At 50.0% G+C, this 15415-nt stretch carries 16 protein-coding genes; 3 read left to right on the forward strand and 13 right to left on the reverse strand.

The genetic code is table 11. The annotated features are described in order from the left end of the window. Positions 1–61 precede the first annotated feature (61 nt). The 5 genes from rplI to PJDR2_RS31490 form a co-directional block, all read right to left on the reverse strand. Positions 62–508 (reverse strand): 50S ribosomal protein L9, encoded by a 447-nt coding sequence (gene rplI, locus PJDR2_RS31470; RefSeq protein WP_015847799.1) that lies wholly within the window; start codon positions 506–508, stop codon positions 62–64. Continuing rightward, a complete protein-coding gene (locus tag PJDR2_RS31475) occupies positions 505–2466 on the reverse strand; it encodes a DHH family phosphoesterase (protein WP_015847800.1) in 1962 nt (653 codons plus the stop codon). Before PJDR2_RS31475 ends, rplI begins: the two co-directional genes overlap by 4 nt. 20 nt (positions 2467–2486) lie before the next feature. Then, positions 2487–3380 carry a DUF2232 domain-containing protein gene (locus PJDR2_RS31480; RefSeq protein ID WP_150106586.1) on the reverse strand — a complete coding sequence of 298 codons (894 nt, stop codon included), beginning with the start codon at positions 3378–3380 and terminating at the stop codon, positions 2487–2489. Positions 3381–3560: 180 nt separating this feature from the next. Further along, positions 3561–5426, reverse strand: coding sequence for an amidohydrolase family protein (locus PJDR2_RS31485; protein WP_015847802.1), 1866 nt, complete (start codon positions 5424–5426; stop codon positions 3561–3563). 131 nt (positions 5427–5557) lie between these two features. Next, positions 5558–5986, reverse strand: coding sequence for a CBS domain-containing protein (locus PJDR2_RS31490; protein WP_015847803.1), 429 nt, complete (start codon positions 5984–5986; stop codon positions 5558–5560). 122 nt (positions 5987–6108) lie between these two features. Between PJDR2_RS31490 and PJDR2_RS31495 the strand changes: the two genes are divergently transcribed. Then, positions 6109–6462, forward strand: a complete 354-nt coding sequence (locus tag PJDR2_RS31495; RefSeq protein WP_015847804.1) for a DUF4870 domain-containing protein — start codon at positions 6109–6111, stop codon at positions 6460–6462. Positions 6463–6540: 78 nt separating this feature from the next. Here the strand turns inward: PJDR2_RS31495 and PJDR2_RS31500 are convergent, their stop codons facing one another. Further along, positions 6541–7308: a DUF1836 domain-containing protein gene (locus PJDR2_RS31500; protein ID WP_015847805.1), complete on the reverse strand. Its 768-nt coding sequence runs from the start codon at positions 7306–7308 to the stop codon at positions 6541–6543. 286 nt (positions 7309–7594) lie between these two features. Here PJDR2_RS31500 and PJDR2_RS31505 point away from each other — a divergent pair, with 286 nt between their 5' ends. Then, the gene (locus tag PJDR2_RS31505; RefSeq protein WP_150106587.1) at positions 7595–8902 is read left to right on the forward strand and encodes a hemolysin family protein; all 1308 of its coding nucleotides are present in this window, start codon (positions 7595–7597) and stop codon (positions 8900–8902) included. Between the two features lie 54 nt (positions 8903–8956). Here the strand turns inward: PJDR2_RS31505 and PJDR2_RS31510 are convergent, their stop codons facing one another. From PJDR2_RS31510 to rpsF, 6 genes are all read right to left on the reverse strand, one after another. Then, the gene (locus tag PJDR2_RS31510; RefSeq protein ID WP_015847807.1) at positions 8957–10102 is read right to left on the reverse strand and encodes a cation:proton antiporter; all 1146 of its coding nucleotides are present in this window, start codon (positions 10100–10102) and stop codon (positions 8957–8959) included. A gap of 164 nt (positions 10103–10266) precedes the next feature. Next, positions 10267–11445 (reverse strand): NAD(P)/FAD-dependent oxidoreductase, encoded by a 1179-nt coding sequence (locus PJDR2_RS31515; RefSeq protein WP_015847808.1) that lies wholly within the window; start codon positions 11443–11445, stop codon positions 10267–10269. A 23-nt stretch (positions 11446–11468) separates the two neighbouring features. Continuing rightward, complete coding sequence (locus tag PJDR2_RS31520) at positions 11469–11891, reverse strand: DUF1641 domain-containing protein (protein WP_015847809.1); 423 nt, start codon at positions 11889–11891, stop codon at positions 11469–11471. 237 nt (positions 11892–12128) lie between these two features. Further along, positions 12129–12413 carry a 30S ribosomal protein S18 gene (gene rpsR, locus PJDR2_RS31525; protein ID WP_015847810.1) on the reverse strand — a complete coding sequence of 95 codons (285 nt, stop codon included), beginning with the start codon at positions 12411–12413 and terminating at the stop codon, positions 12129–12131. 18 nt (positions 12414–12431) lie between these two features. Continuing rightward, positions 12432–12962, reverse strand: a complete 531-nt coding sequence (gene ssb / locus PJDR2_RS31530) for a single-stranded DNA-binding protein (RefSeq protein WP_015847811.1) — start codon at positions 12960–12962, stop codon at positions 12432–12434. A gap of 34 nt (positions 12963–12996) precedes the next feature. Continuing rightward, entirely contained in the window at positions 12997–13281 is a 285-nt protein-coding gene (gene rpsF, locus PJDR2_RS31535) for a 30S ribosomal protein S6 (RefSeq protein ID WP_015847812.1), read from the reverse strand. Between the two features lie 185 nt (positions 13282–13466). Here rpsF and PJDR2_RS31540 point away from each other — a divergent pair, with 185 nt between their 5' ends. Beyond that, the gene (locus PJDR2_RS31540) at positions 13467–13649 is read left to right on the forward strand and encodes a YjzC family protein (protein ID WP_015847813.1); all 183 of its coding nucleotides are present in this window, start codon (positions 13467–13469) and stop codon (positions 13647–13649) included. A gap of 354 nt (positions 13650–14003) precedes the next feature. Here PJDR2_RS31540 and PJDR2_RS31545 read toward each other — a convergent pair whose 3' ends face one another. Continuing rightward, on the reverse strand, positions 14004–15329 hold the full coding sequence (locus PJDR2_RS31545) for an NAD(P)/FAD-dependent oxidoreductase (RefSeq protein ID WP_015847814.1): 1326 nt from the start codon (positions 15327–15329) through the stop codon (positions 14004–14006). Positions 15330–15415: the final 86 nt, after the last annotated feature.

A 15415-nucleotide genomic window follows, 5' to 3' on the forward strand; every position in this document is an offset into this window, starting at 1 on the left:
CAATGGCGATGCTCTCACATCGCCATTGTTGTCTTGCTTCTATAACGCTTAATAAGAGCTCTTATTCTTCGGTAACATGAACGTTAAGCTTCGATTTTACATCCACATGAAGCTTCACCGGTACTTGGGTAACGCCAAGGGTACGGATTGCGTCTTCCAGCTCGATTTTGCGCTTGTCGATTTTAACGCCTGCCTGGGCAGCCAGTGCCTCCGCAATTTGCTTGCTTGTAATAGCGCCGAACAATCGGCCGCCTTCGCCTGCTTTGGCCTTGATAACTACCTTCAGCTCTTCCAGCTTCTTGCCGAGCTCAACCGCATCCGCTTTTTCCTTCGCTTTGCGTTTCTCTTCCGAAGCATTCTGCACTTCCAGCGTCTTCAGGTTGCCGTCAGACGCCAGCTTCGCAAGTCCTTGCGGCAGCAGGAAGTTGCGTACGTAACCTTCCGACAGTTCCTTCACATCGCCCTTTTTACCTTGACCTTTAACGTCTTTTAAGAATATAACCTTCATTCGAATAACCCCTCTTCCGCTTCGATTTGTGCGAGTACATTCTTGAGCTTGGCCGCCACTTCCTGCACGGTGCCCTCTAGTTGAGCCGCCGCGTTCGTCAAGTGGCCTCCGCCGCCCATTCGTTCCATCACGACTTGTACATTCATATGCCCTAGCGATCGGGCGCTTATGCCGATAAGTCCATCCGGCCTTTCCCCAATAACAAACGAGGCATAAATATCCGTCATGTTAAGCAGCGTATCCGCCGATTGCGCGATCAGCAGCTGAGCCACCTTCCGGCCCGGCTCCGTCACCGCAATGGCTACATGATCGTAGTACACTTCGGCATGCTTGATAATCTCCGCCTTGCGTACATACTCCTCAAGATCCTCCTTCAGCATCCGTTGGATCATGGTCGAATCTGCGCCGTTACGGCGCAGGAACGATGCCGCATCAAAAGTGCGGGCCCCCGTCCGGAGCGAGAAGTTCTTCGTATCTACCGTAATGCCCGCCAGAAGCGCTGTCGCCTCGCGTACATCCAGCAGCACCCGGTCGTGAATATACTGCAGCAGCTCGGTGACAAGCTCGCAGGTTGAGGAGGCGTAAGGCTCCATATAGACCAGGATCGCGTTCGAGATAAATTCCTCGCCGCGGCGGTGGTGGTCAACCACTACAATTTTATTTGTCTGCGCCAGGATGCGCGGCTCTTTGACCATCGATGCTTTATGCGTATCAACCACAACGGCCAGCGTCCGGCCGTCCGTGATGCCAAGCGCCTGCTCCGGCGTAATGAACCGCTTCGTGAACTTCTCGTCCTCGCGCAGCATTTCCATCATCTTCTGAATCGCAGGATTAATGCCTTCGAGCACGATATAGGCTTCCTTGCCAAACATCAGAGCCGCTTTCAGAATGCCAATTGCCGCGCCTATCGCATCCATATCCGGCATCTTATGACCCATGATGACGACGTTGCCGCTCTCCTTGATCAAATCTCGAAGCGCATGCGCAACGACGCGGGCGCGGACACGGGTGCGTTTCTCCACCGCATTTGTCTTGCCTCCGTAGAACGACTGGCGCCCGCCAACCTTCACCGAAGCCTGGTCGCCGCCGCGTCCAAGGGCAATATCCAGACTGGACTGCGCCCATTGGCCAAGCTCGACTATGCTTTCCGCTCCGGCCGCGAAGCCGATACTGAGCGTAATCGGTATTTTCTGATCGGCGGTCATCTCCCGTACTTCATCCAAAATGACAAACCGCGACTGCTCCAGCTGCCTCAGCGTCTTCTGATCCGTAATTAGAAGAAACCTGTCCGAGGTTACCCGCTTCAGGTACAGCTGATATCGCTGCGCCCACTCGGTAATCTCGGTCGTCACCTTCGACTGGAGGGAGCTCCGCTGATGGTCGTCCATCCCTTGCGTAACTTCCTCCAGGCTGTCGATCATAACGACGCCCATTGCGAGCTTCTCTTCATCGTATCGTTTGCTGAGCTGCCAGAGGAGCGTAATGTCCTGCACATACAGAATGCGCTCCTTCTGCTTGAAGAGCAGCTGGTAGACATGTCCGTCAACCGTTGCTTCAACGGTTCCTTCCTTGTCCTTAACCTGCTGCAGCGCCGGGAACAACTCGGTGAGCGGCATCCCGATCACCGATTCCTCACCCGCGATTTGCGCAATGTATGGATTATGCCATTCTACCGTACGGTCTTCGTTATACAAAATAACGCCAAACGGAAGCTCGCCGATGACGTCATTGCCGACCTTTTTCACCCGGTAGGATAACGTCCCGAGATACGACCTCAAATCCTTGCGGAATGCCCGTTCCGCAAGGACCGTATAGACCGCCGCGGCTATTGTGAGAAGAAGCGCGATAAGCCCCAGCACCCACCAAAACCAGGTGAGCACAACGGTCATAAGAACCATTAATGCGATAGACCAGACCTGATGCATGCCATGCCATCGCGTGACAAGAAACTTCGGCATTTCCTATTCGCCCCTATTGCTTATGATGATTTCGAAAACGACTTACGGATCGGAAAAGCGGCATCAAGTACGCCAATCAAGCTTAGCGGCGGGAAGATAAGAAGCGGAATTGCGATAATAACCGGAACCGCCTTATTCCATCTCCGCTGATGCGCGATGTAGAAGAAGAATCCGATTGCCTGAATCGTGAACGCATACTTCATAAGCGGCACCACATTCATAAGCGCTACGGAATAGAAGGAACTGCTGGTACTGTCTGCAAACATCTGCAGGATATAAACAACCAGGTAGTAAAAGACCATAATGCGCGGAAGCATCCAGTCCTTTGCCTTAGGCATGGTAGGAATATCCTCGATGGAAGACGCCAGCGCCTTGCGCGCAAAATATTGCGTTACGACCGCATACACGAAAGAGATCAGGATGATCGCCTGCGGAATCGAATGGATCATAATCTTGATGATGGATTCCGTGTAGTCGCTGTTCCACTCTTTCGGAAGCACATGCTCCGAGTCGAGGTCAGTCACCAAGCTGCGGACAAATTCACCGATTTGCTCAATAAACGATTGGTTCAGGACCCCTTCGAAAATAAGCAGCTCTGCCAGCAGACAGAACAGAATCGTCAGCGTCGTCCGCCTTAATATATACGGTGCTGAAGCCTTTTTCCGGTACATCTGCCCCATCACCATAGCGGGGATCAGGAAGAATAACGCGATAATAAGAACCGACGGCCCAAGTATAACTGCCGCGATAATCCATACCGGTACAAGATGCAGTAAAAAGGACCGGGTTGACAGCGTCGTATACAAAATAACGTAAGGCACCATCAGCAGCATGATGGTCAGCATATTAAACACAGGTACTGCTAATGACAAAATAAGAAGCAGAGACGCACCGCTCCATAGAACTGCTTTCATACCGGGCTTACCTTTCAAGCCGTTCACCTCTTGCGTACATAATCAGTAAACAAACATTCAAACTCCATTATATCATAAAAGCAAAATAGATCACGCACATCCTTTGGCGCTTGCCGCCCGTCTATTGCGGATCAGGCGCCGGAGCCGCCATAGACCGTCCCGGCGCTGTTCTGGATGCCATCAGCCGGCTCCGCCGGCCTTCCATAACGCATCGCCCGCCGCGGTCACTTCAAACCCCAGGTTGTCCAGCAAGGACAATGGCATAAACATCCGGGTTCCGATCGATATTAGAGCAGCTTTAACGTCTCCTGCCTCCAGCTGATACCCCCGCTCCAGCATAAGCATCCCTTCCGAGGGGGCAAGCTCGGCGCCGGTAATAACGAGAGAAGTAGGGTTATTGCTTCGCTTGGCAATGAACTTGTGAGCCGCTTTATCCCATGCCAGTCTGTAGCCCTGCTGTTCAAGCGAACGGACATCCACGTACGGCACGCCTTTATAATCGACCACCGCGTATTGACGGGTACCCCAGCTAAGCAGTCCCGCTCCGCTCTTCACCCTTGCGAATTCGCTGCGTACCGACTGACCGGCCCGAGCTTCCTTGTTCAGTTGACCTTTATCGAGTGCCAACTTCCCTCCGACAAGCACATAACGGATGCCGTCCGACAACCGCTCCGGATGCTCAACCGTTGAACGGTCTTTAATCGTCTTGTAATCGAAGATGACGATATCCGCATCCATTCCTCTGGCGAGCCTGCCCTTCTTGCGAAGTGCGGGGACTTGCTTCTCCAGCCTCTGCGCCGGCATAAGACTCATCTTCGAGAGCGCATCCATTAAGGAAAGGGTATGCTTCTCCCGGACATACCTGCCGATCGTTCTTGCGTATGTGCCTGAAGCACGCGGATGATTATTGTTGCCCGGTTCCAGGATCGCATCGCTCCCGATCATCACGTAAGGCGCCTTTAACGCATTTACGACATCCTGCTCGGGGATGGCGTAAGCTACCGCCAGCTTGCCTTCCGCGCGGTATCGGCCAAATGTCTCTTCCGTTAAGCGATGATTGGTCCCCGCAATCTGCAAATCATGGAACGTAATCCGGAATCTCGATTGCCAGCCCTCGTCGAACCTTGCCGAGTTCAGGAAGGTCCCCCAATAATCGTAGGGATAAACGCAGGCGGTAATATCGAGCCCCTGTCTGCGGACAGTCTCCAGAAGGGAAAGCGACTTCCTCATCGAGAAGGTGCCCCCTGTGCTGTTGATATGATCAACATGGACGGCTGCCCCTGTTCTCCGGGCGTAACCGATCAACTCGTTAAGGGCATCCATATTGGTGCCCGGCTCCTCCATATCGGAATAACGGGCATGGAAATAGACAGGCACGTTGTAATCATAAGCTAGCTCCATCATCGGCAGGATCTCGGCCGCCGTTATGCCCGGCACATATTCAAGGCTGAAGGAAATGCCGAGCGCTCCGTTATTGAGTGCCTGCTCCGCCTGCTTGACCAGCTCTCTGATCTGTTCCGGCTGCGCGCTGTCGTAACGGCCGAGCTCATAACGGTTACGGGCTTCCGTGTAGAAGAACGAAGCTCCGTAATTGAGCGGCGTCGTGCTATTTGCATAATAGTAATACCATTCTTTTGGCGTGGAGGTTCCGCCATGCATGGCAATATTGGTCGTGACCCCGTCAGCGATCTTGTTCCAAACGCCAAGCGGGTTCGGATTGTAGGACAGGTTGTCGATAAATCCAGGCGCCACAACAAGACCGGCTGCATTTATAATATGCTTACCCTTCAATGGCTTAGATGTAACAATCGCAATCTGGCCGCCGTTTATGCCGATATTCCAGCCCTTCTTATCCAGCCCGTTTTCCGGATTCATAACTCTGCCGCCGGCAATAACCGTATCATAGACCGCCTCCGATGCTGCCGCTTCGGCTGCCATGCCGTCTTCCACCTGCTCCGTTACCGAGATAACCAACGCAAATAATAATAAAACAAAAAGACGGTACCGTTTGCGGCCTCCGTCTTTTTGGTGCTCATTCCTATTCATGAAGCCCCTCCTGAAGTCATGCTCGCGCTTGGCCTATTTTCTCCTAACCTATCTGAAAATATAGCCGCGCACGCCATGCATTTTTGGAGATGCTGAATGCTCTTAACTCATAATTGCAAAATACGAACAAATCAGGCCTCCATCGCAACCGATGGCGAACCCGGAATAAAGGACTGGCAGTAATCGATAATTTCGCTTCTGCGGACGATGCCGATGAAATGGCCGCGGTCGTCCACTACGGGTACAAAGTTCTGAACCTTCGCAAGGGCAATCAAATCCTTCATGTCTGCATCAATGCGAACCGAGCGGTTCATCATACGGAGCGGCACATCCTGCAGCTTCACCTTATTAGCGTTCTCAAAGCTTACGCCCGGCGTGTTCTTCATGTACCAGAGCAGATCGCCTTCCGTTACCGTACCCGCATAGCCCCCCTCTTCATTAATAATCGGGACCGCAGAGTAGCGGTGATGCTCCATCTTCTCTAGGGTTTGCCTGAGCGTTGCATCTTGCGTTACCGTAATAACCTCCTGCTTGGGCAGCAGAAAAAACGCAATATTCATCCGTCATTCAACTCCAATCTTTCCTAGTGGCTTCACTATAACATACGTAATGACATATAACTTTTCGGACATGAATACAATCTTCTCGAGAGAGTCGATTATAGAAAGGATGAGATCCGTTCATGTCCAGCGCTTCCTTCGAGCCTGATCGTTCCTCAACAGGTATAGACCCCAAAGTGGCAGGACTGCTTGCTTATTTCCTGGGCTTTATCACCGGTATTATATTCCTGGTCGTGGAGAAACAGAGCCGGTTCGTAAAATTTCATGCCCTTCAGTCTATCGCGATTTCCGTTGTATTTATTGTACTCAATATCGTGCTTGGTTTCATTCCCGTTATCGGCTGGCTTCTTGGTTTGGTTCTGACACCTCTTGGCTTTATTCTATGGATAGCCCTGATGCTGCTTGCCCTGCAGGGCAAGCGCTTCAAGCTGCCGTATATCGGCGACTGGGCGGAACAGCAATCATATAAATTCTGATTAGCTGAGGCAGTACGGGAGCGCAAGGATCCGTTGCTGCCTTTTTAATCACCTTGGCTGCCTATGTGTATGAACCGTTTAAGAATTCAGGAACAGGGTGGCATGACAGTACCGTTTGGCCAGCGAATGAAAGTAAGAAGTACGGATCGAAATGACGGCGATGAACAAAATATGGCGCAATGCCTCTGTCTGCTCTTCGCTTAACCGCGGCAATATTTGCAGGAACGGCTCCGAAGCGCTGTGAAGCATCTGCTCCATAATAGCCTCCCTGTCCTTCGCATCCGTGTATGGACGAGCCATATCGAACAGCCGGTACCCTCTCGCGGCAAGCTCTTCATACATGGAAGTATACGCCGCATAGAGCTCAAGCGGACCAATCAAGTCGTCTGTTTCGTCTTCCGGTTTATTGAATAGCCGGTCGAACAGCTTCCGTATGGAACCAAAATCGAGACTGGACTTCAGGTCCTCAATAATAAACAAGAGTGCTGTCTGATTCAGAGAATATTTCTTGCCGATTTTCGGGCAGTCGAAATAAGCCTTGAAATCTCTCTTTACCCAGTTTTGCATCGATGTAATCGACATTTGCGAAAAATCTATTAATCCGCCTAACGCGGATATCTCCTGCAAAGAGAATCCTTTTACCTCGCGTCCTTTAATCAGCTTCACCAGGACAGGCGGAAGCGCCGTCGACAGGAATGCCGGCAGGGACGATCCGGATTCATAAGCATCACGGTGCGATTGTTTCCAAGCCTGCTGCAGAACCTGTAGGGGACCACAACAATTTTGGCCTTGCATCGCAAGCAGCAAATCCGCCATCTCTTTGCGGGTAAGCGTAAAAGCCTCCATATCGCTTACCTCCTTATGACCTAAAGGGATTGGCTTGATGATTACAAGCTCATCTGAACTTATCATACGCCCCTGTACAGAGCCTTGTAAAGACGAGGTATTTGCCAAAATTGTAATGATAGCTCCGAATTTTTCGTCATAATGGTTGGTATTGCGCCCGTAAAGTAAAATAGCAGGTTTGCATCTGCTAGCTGAAGTTCGTTATAGTAGATCATAGGAACTTATAATATTTCATAAAGGATTGTGAAGAACCCAAATGGACAGTAGTATAGGATTTAATTTGTTTATGATTGCTGTATTAATTGTATTGACCGCCTTCTTCGTTGCTACGGAGTTCGCAATTATCCGCCTTCGCTCGAGCCGAGTGGATCAGTTGGTGCTCGAAGGCAAGAAAAACGCGCTTGCCGTACAACGCGTGACAAGCAACCTTGATGCTTATCTTTCGGCTTGTCAGCTCGGTATTACGATTACCGCCCTCGGACTTGGTTGGTTAGGCGAACCGACCGTTGAACGAATTATCCATCCGTTATTCGAGAAATTGGGCGTACACAGCGATTTGAATCATATTATTTCCTTTGTTATAGCATTCGTTGCCGTTACATTCCTGCATGTGGTCATGGGTGAACTTGCACCGAAGACATGGGCCATCCAAAAAGCCGAATTTATCAGCTTTGCCGTAGCCAAACCGATTATCTACTTCCACAAGATCATGTACCCGTTCATCTGGGTGCTGAATGGTTCCGCAACTGGCCTGATCCGTATGTTTGGACTGAAGGCTGTGAAAGAGCATGAAGAAGCGCATAGCGAAGAAGAGATTCAGATCATTCTGAACGACAGCTTCCAGAGCGGTAAAATCAATAACACCGAATACGGTTACGTGAGCCGGATCTTCGCCTTTGACGAAATGCTCGCCAAAGAGATCATGGTTCCGCGTACCGATATGATTTGCTTATATACGAATAATTCGATGATGGAGAATATGGACATCATCCGCAAAGAGCAGTACACGCGCTTCCCGGTAGCAACGGGCAGCAAAGACAACATTGTTGGCATGATCAACACGAAGCAGCTGTTCCTTGAATTCCAGGAAAACAAAGAGTTCAACTTTCAGAAGCTGGTTCATCCGGTCCTGGCCGTGTCCGAGGTTTTGCCGGTTAAGACGCTCCTGAAGCGCATGCAGCAGGAACGCGTTCATATCGCGGTTCTGATGGACGAATACGGCGGCACTTCCGGTATGATTACCATCGAAGACATCTTGGAAGAAATCGTCGGCGAGATTCGCGATGAATTCGATACCGATGAACGAAAAGAAATCGAGAAGCTTGCGGATAACTGCTACCTGCTTGACGGTAAAGTCTCGCTTGACCATGTATCCGAAATAACTGGCGTTGCAATCGACCAGGAAGATGTAGACACGGTCGGCGGCTGGCTGTTCACGGAATTTACCGATCCGAAGCCGGGCAAGGAAATGCACTACGAGAATCTCCGTTTTATCATCCGTGAGGTTGGCAAGCACCGTATTAAGAAAGTCGAACTTATTATCGAAGAAGAAGCTGACGAGAGCACTCATGAAGCCGAAGTTGAAACGGCGTAAATTATACGATGAACAAAGGGCAGCCCTCGAAGGCTGCCCTTTCCTTTTATCCTGTTATGCCGTCTGCCTCTCTTTAAACACCTGCTTGAGGAGCGGCGGCGTAATAAGCGTCGTCAGAATAACAACCAGCACAACCGAAGTAAAATATTTCTCCGGCAATAATCCCGATTCTAGCCCCGACGCCGCTATTATTAACGCCACCTCGCCTCGTGACACCATCCCCGCTCCAATTGTTATCGAAGACCGATTATTAAAGCCGGTCAGCCGGGCGCCAAGACCGCCTCCCAGCAGCTTCGTTACTACTGCAATAAGCGTTACAAGCACAATAAAGAGCAGTTGCTTCCCTACACCGTCAAAAGTTATATGCAATCCGATGCTTACGAAGAAGACCGGCACGAATAACGTATAAGCAATAGGTTCTACCTTGGATTCTACTTCATGCTTGAACGGCGACTGCGACACGGCAATGCCGGCTGCAAATGCCCCGATAATGCCTGCAATGCCCATTTCTTCCGCGAAGTAGGAGAAGGCGAAGCAGATGATCAATGCAGCGCTCATGGCCGTCTCCGTTACTTTCAACGGCGCAAACCATTTTAGGAAACGCGGCACAAGCAGCCACCCGACTAGACCGATAACGACGAAGAATAATAACTTCTTGCCGATCAATAATCCAAGCGATACATCGCTGGCCGGCACTAGGAATCCCATCATGACCGCCAGCAGAATGACAACAAGCACATCATCCACCACTGCAGCGCCCAGAATGGTCATCCCTTCACTCGATTGCAGCTTATCCATCTCTTTTAACGTCTGCACCGATATGCTTACCGAGGTCGCGCATAAGAGCAGCCCCAGAAACAACGCCTCGTTGTTCGACAATCCAAGTGCCGACGCAATCCCGTAGCCTCCAACAAAGGGCAATATGATGCCTCCAACCGCTACGGCAAAGGATGGTTTCCAGTTCTTCCGCAGCTGATCAAGATCCGTTTCGAGACCCGCAATAAACATTAACAGCAGAACGCCAATTTCCGAGAAGTGACCGATAAAATCATCTGGTTTCACCCAGCCTAGCACTGCTGGTCCGATAATGATGCCAGCTAGCAGCTTTCCAAGGACGGCAGGCTGTCCCAGTCTTACCGATAAAGCACCTGCAGCCTTGGTTGAGACTATAATAATGGCTAGATAAAGAATAAATTCCATTGCCGCTCCTTCCTCCTTCATTTCAGCATAACAAAAGGAGCCTGCTCCTATGCAAACTCCTTGAAATAGACAGAAGGAGCCTGCTGTGGCAGGCTCCTCCAAGGTCATGCTTATTTTATTATTCATACGGACGAACCGAGAAACGGTTTCGCTTTTCAGTGCGATTATTTCAAGAACGAGAACAGACCGTTTACGTGAGTCAGGTAACGAACGTTACTTGCCTCTTTCATCAATGTAGCCGCTGTACCTCTCAGCTTCAGCTGGCTTGCACCGATCGTACCGATCGCATCTTTGCGGCCAAGGCTCGCAAGTACGCCGGAGTTAACGAATTGGAACGATTTCATCGGAAGACCTTTCGCTTGCGCAAACAGGTTGTAACCGATGTACTCGCCCATTTGCCATGCGATTTGCGCGCTTGGCGGGTACGGACGGCCTTCTGGACCCATAACAAACGCGTTGTCGCCAGCCAGGAAGATATCCGAATGGGAAGTCGATTGCAGGAATTCAGTTACCGAAGCACGGCCGCGATTGACTTCGATGCCACAGTTAGCTACTACAGGATTGCCTGTAACGCCGCCTGTCCATACGAAAGTATTGGTTTCGATGGAGTTGCCGTCTTTCAGCATAACTTTGTTGCCTTGAACCTCAGTTACCGCAACACCCATGATCAGGTTAACGCCGCGGTTTGTCAGGCTGGATTTCGCGCGCTCAAGAAGGTCAGCCGGGAAGCCCATCAGAATAGTTGGACCAGCTTCGATGTTGTACAGCGAGATTTCGCTCTTGTCAACGCCGTACTGTTCACACCATTTTGGAAGCATATCAACGATCTCGCCGATCAGCTCGATGCCTGTCAGGCCGCCGCCGCCAATAACGATTGTTGCGTCTGCTTTGTTTTTCGATTGCGCGTAAGCTGCAATACGGTTTTGGATATGAGCGCTAACTGCTTTCGCTTCTTCAACCGATTTCAGCGTCAGGCTGTTTTCTTCCAGACCAGGAATGCCGAAGAATGCCGTTTCACCGCCAAGAGCGACAACCAGCTGGTCGTATTTAACTGTGCCGTTGCCAGCCAGCTTTACTTGTTTTTTCTCCGGGTCAATGTTATCGACTGTATCGACAACCAGGTTAATCGATTTGCCTTTCAGCAGTTTATCCAAAGGAAGAGCTACGTTTCCTTCGTTTACGCCGCTAACTGCCAAACGATGAAGCTCAGTAATGATTTGGTGGTATGGAGTTTTGTTGATCAGTGTAATTTCCGCTTCTTCAGCCGAAATATATTTGCGAGCTGTCAGTGCGCTAAGAAGACCGCCGTAACCGCCGCCAAGAATTAAAATTTGCTTAGCCATGTTTACCCTCCGCTCTTGTATGATTAACCGTTTTTACGCTCAGCCAATACGTTCAGGAACGATTGGGCGAAACGAAGCGTTGCTTGTACTTGCGGATCCTTCAGCATCTTCAGAATGCCAAAGAGACCAATTGTAGAGTTATCGCCTTGCGCGCGGTCGCCAGCTTCAACTGCTGCGTTCGCGATGCCTTTAGTCGTGTCTACGATTGGTTTAACGAATTCGCCAAAGCCGTGAACCATATCGTTCACAAGTACTTTGTCGTTAGCTACGGTAGTAGCAACATCATAAGCTTTAGTGAGCAGAGTCACCAGTTCAGCCAGTTTAGGCAGGTTTTCCACCAATTGAGTCAGCGATTGCTGAATTTCTGGCTTCAGCAGTTGCTCAAGCACGTCCAGTTCACGTACGGAACCGGATTCTTCAGGTAATTTCGTTACGGTTTCAGACATACGAATGCATCCCTCTTTCCATCTGTAATCGATCAAATGATTTACTTGCATAAGCCGTCATTCCACATCTGTCATTTAAAGTGAAATTATTCACAATGAAGACCCAACATCATCGCCGACTTGTATGCACGAACTATATCTTATTGTATTCTTCTTCCGCCAAATGATCAATTCCTATTTTATAAAATAAAAGAAAAAAAGCCCATTGGTTTCCCAATAGGCTTCCTTTCAAAAGAACTACTCAGTAGTGTACGGTAGCAATGCTACAGTACGAGCACGCTTGATAGCAACAGTCAGCAGACGTTGGTATTTTGCGCTAGTTCCAGTTACACGACGTGGCAAGATTTTGCCGCGCTCGCTGATGAACTTTTTGAGCAGATCAGTATCTTTATAGTCAATGTGAGTGATTTTGTTCACAGTGAAGAAACATACTTTACGGCGTTTGTTGCGTCCGCCTTTGCGGCCGCCGAATTTGCGTTCTGGACGCTCTCCGTCTCCGCCTTCTCTTTGCTTGAAGCTCATTCGAACCCATCCTTTCGATTAAAATGGCAAGTCATCTTCTGATATATCGATCGGTCGACCGTCATCCGAGAACGGATCACGGCTGTTGTTGTTGCGTGGAGTACTAGGCTTTCCGCCGCCGCCGTTACCGCCACCATAAGGAGCGTTACCGCCACCGCCGCCAAAAGATCCTCCGCCGCTGTTGTTGCCTCCGGCATAACCGCCACTCTCTTGCGGAGCTCCGCCTTCACGGTTAGATTCCAAGAAGCGAACGTTATCGGCAATAACTTCCGTCACATAGACGCGTTTGCCTTCGTTGTTCTCGTAGTTACGCACCTGAATGCGTCCTTCTACCGCTGTTAAGCGACCTTTACGCAAGTAATTAGCGCATGTCTCAGCCAACTGCCGCCAAGTTACGACCGGAATAAAATCCGCTTCGCGCTCGCCCTGACCACTCGTAAACGGCCGGTCTACTGCTATCGTAAATTGCGTAACTGCTACACCAGCAGGTGTATAACGCAATTCGGGGTCTCTTGTTAATCTGCCAATTAGTATTACACGATTCAACATCGCCTCTGCCTCCCAATCGAACATCTAGCGTGGATTAAGCAACGTCTCTGACGATCAAGCTACGGATAACTTCATCCGTAATTTTCATGATGCGGTCAAGTTCATTAACAACTTCAGTCGTTGCATTGAAATGAACCAGAACGTAGTAACCATCACGAATCTTATTGATCTCATACGCAAGACGGCGTTTACCGATCACATCTTGCTTCGTGACTTCCCCGCCATTGTTAATGATGCCACTGAATTTGTCGACGATGGCTTGAACGTTTTCTTGCTCAACATCCGGACGAATGATGTACATCACTTCATATTTGCGCATTGTGTTTCACCTCCTTTTGGACTAACGGCCCCTTAGAGGGGCAAGGAGCGAGATTATTACTCGCATCTACACAGTATAGCAAATCGCCTACTCATTGACAAGTCATCCGCTGCTCCCGATTTCTGCCTTTCATGTCCTCACCCTCTCCGGTGAATACTACAAATCGGACAAGGAGGTGATTAAGTATGGGCGAATGGACATTGTTTTCCCCGGGCGACCATGCTCCAAACGACGGCACTTATATTGAAACGGGCGTTAATTCCTACCATATGGGGGTTAATAATCCGAAGAAGGTTGAGCTGAAGCGCGGACAGAGATTCCCGGATACGTCTAACCATGAACGCAAGTGGAAACGGATGGCTCATTAATTTTTTTATAAAAGCCTTGAATAAGAAATTCAGATCACGGACATCATAATTATCGACGGTGAAGAGAGGTGTGGTTCCATTGGACCTGTATAGGGGCAAGGACTACTAGAGAATTTGACTACTCATCACTTAAGAAGCGAGGCGTTGTGCTAAATACACGTTGCTGTAACACACGAGCAATCGCGATCGGAAAAGCGATACCTAATGGAATTGTGTACCGATCTGTGAAGATTGCACCTGGTTTTCCGTTGTATGAAGGCGATAATTCATCGAAACTTACAACACCGTCGAAAAAGGGACTCGCGAGAGTCCCTTTTTTCAGTTTCCGTTCGGCAAGTATGAGTATAAGCTCTATCAAGCGTCCTGACCGGCAAGCAGCCGGCCGACATAAACGCCGCTTGCCGCTGCCTGAGATAAGGAATGCGTTGTCCCTGAGCAGTCCCCGATCACGAAAAATCTTTCAATATTCGTCTCGAACTTCTCGTTTGTCTCGATTGCCGGTGAATACAGCTTTCCGTCAATGGCGTACAAAATGGTATCTTCATCAATAGGTTCCCCCAGCAGCTTCTCCAAAGCGCCCAGAAAGGCCAGAGTCGCTTCTATATACCGTCCCGGCACCTCTTTCCTCAGCTCCGTAAATTCCGCCTCCAGCGTTGGTGTAACGCCTCTGACGGCTCTGACAGCAGCTTCGCCTTTGGAGTGGCACCGTTTCCCTCCGCGGAGAGATCCAAGCCTTTCAGCAGCAATCCGGTTTCGTCCCCGGTTAATTCCGCAGACAATATTTTTTAAATAAGCATCTGCTTCATCAAGCGTAGCAAATCGGTTCGGCACAAATAGGGTAAAGTTCAGATTGGAGCTGCCCTTTTCCTTCTCGCGGAAGTTTTGTCCGTCCGGCATCGCCAATCCTTCCTGCAGCTTGAGCACAACCCTGCCCTGCGGATTCATGCAATAAGTCGTGGCCGTGTAGCCTTCTCCCTCGAAGCTAAGCTTGGTCTCGAAAGAACGCCGCAGAATCGAAGCCAGCTGGTCGCCCTTCATCTCGATTCGAAGTCCCAGGTCAACCCTTGCTTCTCCCCTGCCAATTCCAAGGCTTTCGCATTGACTGGTAAACCATTCGTTCCCGCTCCTGCCGGTTGCCACAATAACTTGCCTGGAATCAATAACGGTTCCATCAGCCAGCTCTATAGCAAAGCGTCCGTTATCCTTCTGAAGGATTCGAACGGGCTCTGCCTCAAATCTCATCGTGATTCGGGAATTCAAGTAGTCGTACATGCGCTCTAGAACAGCCTTTGACAATTTTGTTCCCAGATGCCTGGTTTTCGTCGTCAGCACGCCAAAGCCAGCTTCCTGTGCCCGCTCAGACAGTTCGGAATCATAGGTACTATACAGCTCCGAAGCGCCTCCTCCGTACTTGCACAGGATCGTATCCACGTCTTCCATCAGCTGCAGCGCAGCTTGGTAACCGGTCTTCCGCTCCAGCTCCCCGCCGAAATCATTCGTATAATTATATTTGCCTTCCGATAGGCCAAGCCCGCCAAAACCGATATAGCTATCGGTTCGTTCCTCAAGCATCTTGCCTTTGTCCAGCATGAATACCTTCAATCCGCTTGCAGCTAATTCGTGGGCGGCAAATATGCCGCTGACACCTGCTCCGACGATTGTAATATCATACCGATTCATTCGCTCACCCGCTTCTTCCGAAGATGAAAAAAAAGCTCCTACGTGATCTCGTAGGAGCTTTCTTCTTTATGTAACCGCCTAAGCGT

Origin of the sequence: Paenibacillus sp. JDR-2, assembly GCF_000023585.1 — a bacterium.
Lineage (GTDB): Bacteria > Bacillota > Bacilli > Paenibacillales > Paenibacillaceae > Pristimantibacillus.

Excerpts from the sequence above, each read along its gene's own strand:
- PJDR2_RS31500 (WP_015847805.1), bottom strand. The coding sequence starts at position 7,308 with ATGGAGGCTTTTACGCTTACCCGCAAAGAGATGGCGGATTTGCTGCTT.
- PJDR2_RS31510 (WP_015847807.1), bottom strand. The coding sequence starts at position 10,102 with ATGGAATTTATTCTTTATCTAGCCATTATTATAGTCTCAACCAAGGCT.
- rplI (WP_015847799.1), bottom strand. The coding sequence starts at position 508 with ATGAAGGTTATATTCTTAAAAGACGTTAAAGGTCAAGGTAAAAAGGGC.
- PJDR2_RS31545 (WP_015847814.1), bottom strand. The coding sequence starts at position 15,329 with ATGAATCGGTATGATATTACAATCGTCGGAGCAGGTGTCAGCGGCATA.
- PJDR2_RS31505 (WP_150106587.1), top strand. The coding sequence starts at position 7,595 with ATGATTGCTGTATTAATTGTATTGACCGCCTTCTTCGTTGCTACGGAG.
- PJDR2_RS31515 (WP_015847808.1), bottom strand. The coding sequence starts at position 11,445 with ATGGCTAAGCAAATTTTAATTCTTGGCGGCGGTTACGGCGGTCTTCTT.
- ssb (WP_015847811.1), bottom strand. The coding sequence starts at position 12,962 with ATGTTGAATCGTGTAATACTAATTGGCAGATTAACAAGAGACCCCGAA.
- rpsR (WP_015847810.1), bottom strand. The coding sequence starts at position 12,413 with ATGAGCTTCAAGCAAAGAGAAGGCGGAGACGGAGAGCGTCCAGAACGC.
- PJDR2_RS31485 (WP_015847802.1), bottom strand. The coding sequence starts at position 5,426 with ATGAATAGGAATGAGCACCAAAAAGACGGAGGCCGCAAACGGTACCGT.
- PJDR2_RS31475 (WP_015847800.1), bottom strand. The coding sequence starts at position 2,466 with ATGCCGAAGTTTCTTGTCACGCGATGGCATGGCATGCATCAGGTCTGG.
- rpsF (WP_015847812.1), bottom strand. The coding sequence starts at position 13,281 with ATGCGCAAATATGAAGTGATGTACATCATTCGTCCGGATGTTGAGCAA.
- PJDR2_RS31490 (WP_015847803.1), bottom strand. The coding sequence starts at position 5,986 with ATGAATATTGCGTTTTTTCTGCTGCCCAAGCAGGAGGTTATTACGGTA.
- PJDR2_RS31520 (WP_015847809.1), bottom strand. The coding sequence starts at position 11,891 with ATGTCTGAAACCGTAACGAAATTACCTGAAGAATCCGGTTCCGTACGT.
- PJDR2_RS31540 (WP_015847813.1), top strand. The coding sequence starts at position 13,467 with ATGGGCGAATGGACATTGTTTTCCCCGGGCGACCATGCTCCAAACGAC.
- PJDR2_RS31480 (WP_150106586.1), bottom strand. The coding sequence starts at position 3,380 with ATGAAAGCAGTTCTATGGAGCGGTGCGTCTCTGCTTCTTATTTTGTCA.
- PJDR2_RS31495 (WP_015847804.1), top strand. The coding sequence starts at position 6,109 with ATGTCCAGCGCTTCCTTCGAGCCTGATCGTTCCTCAACAGGTATAGAC.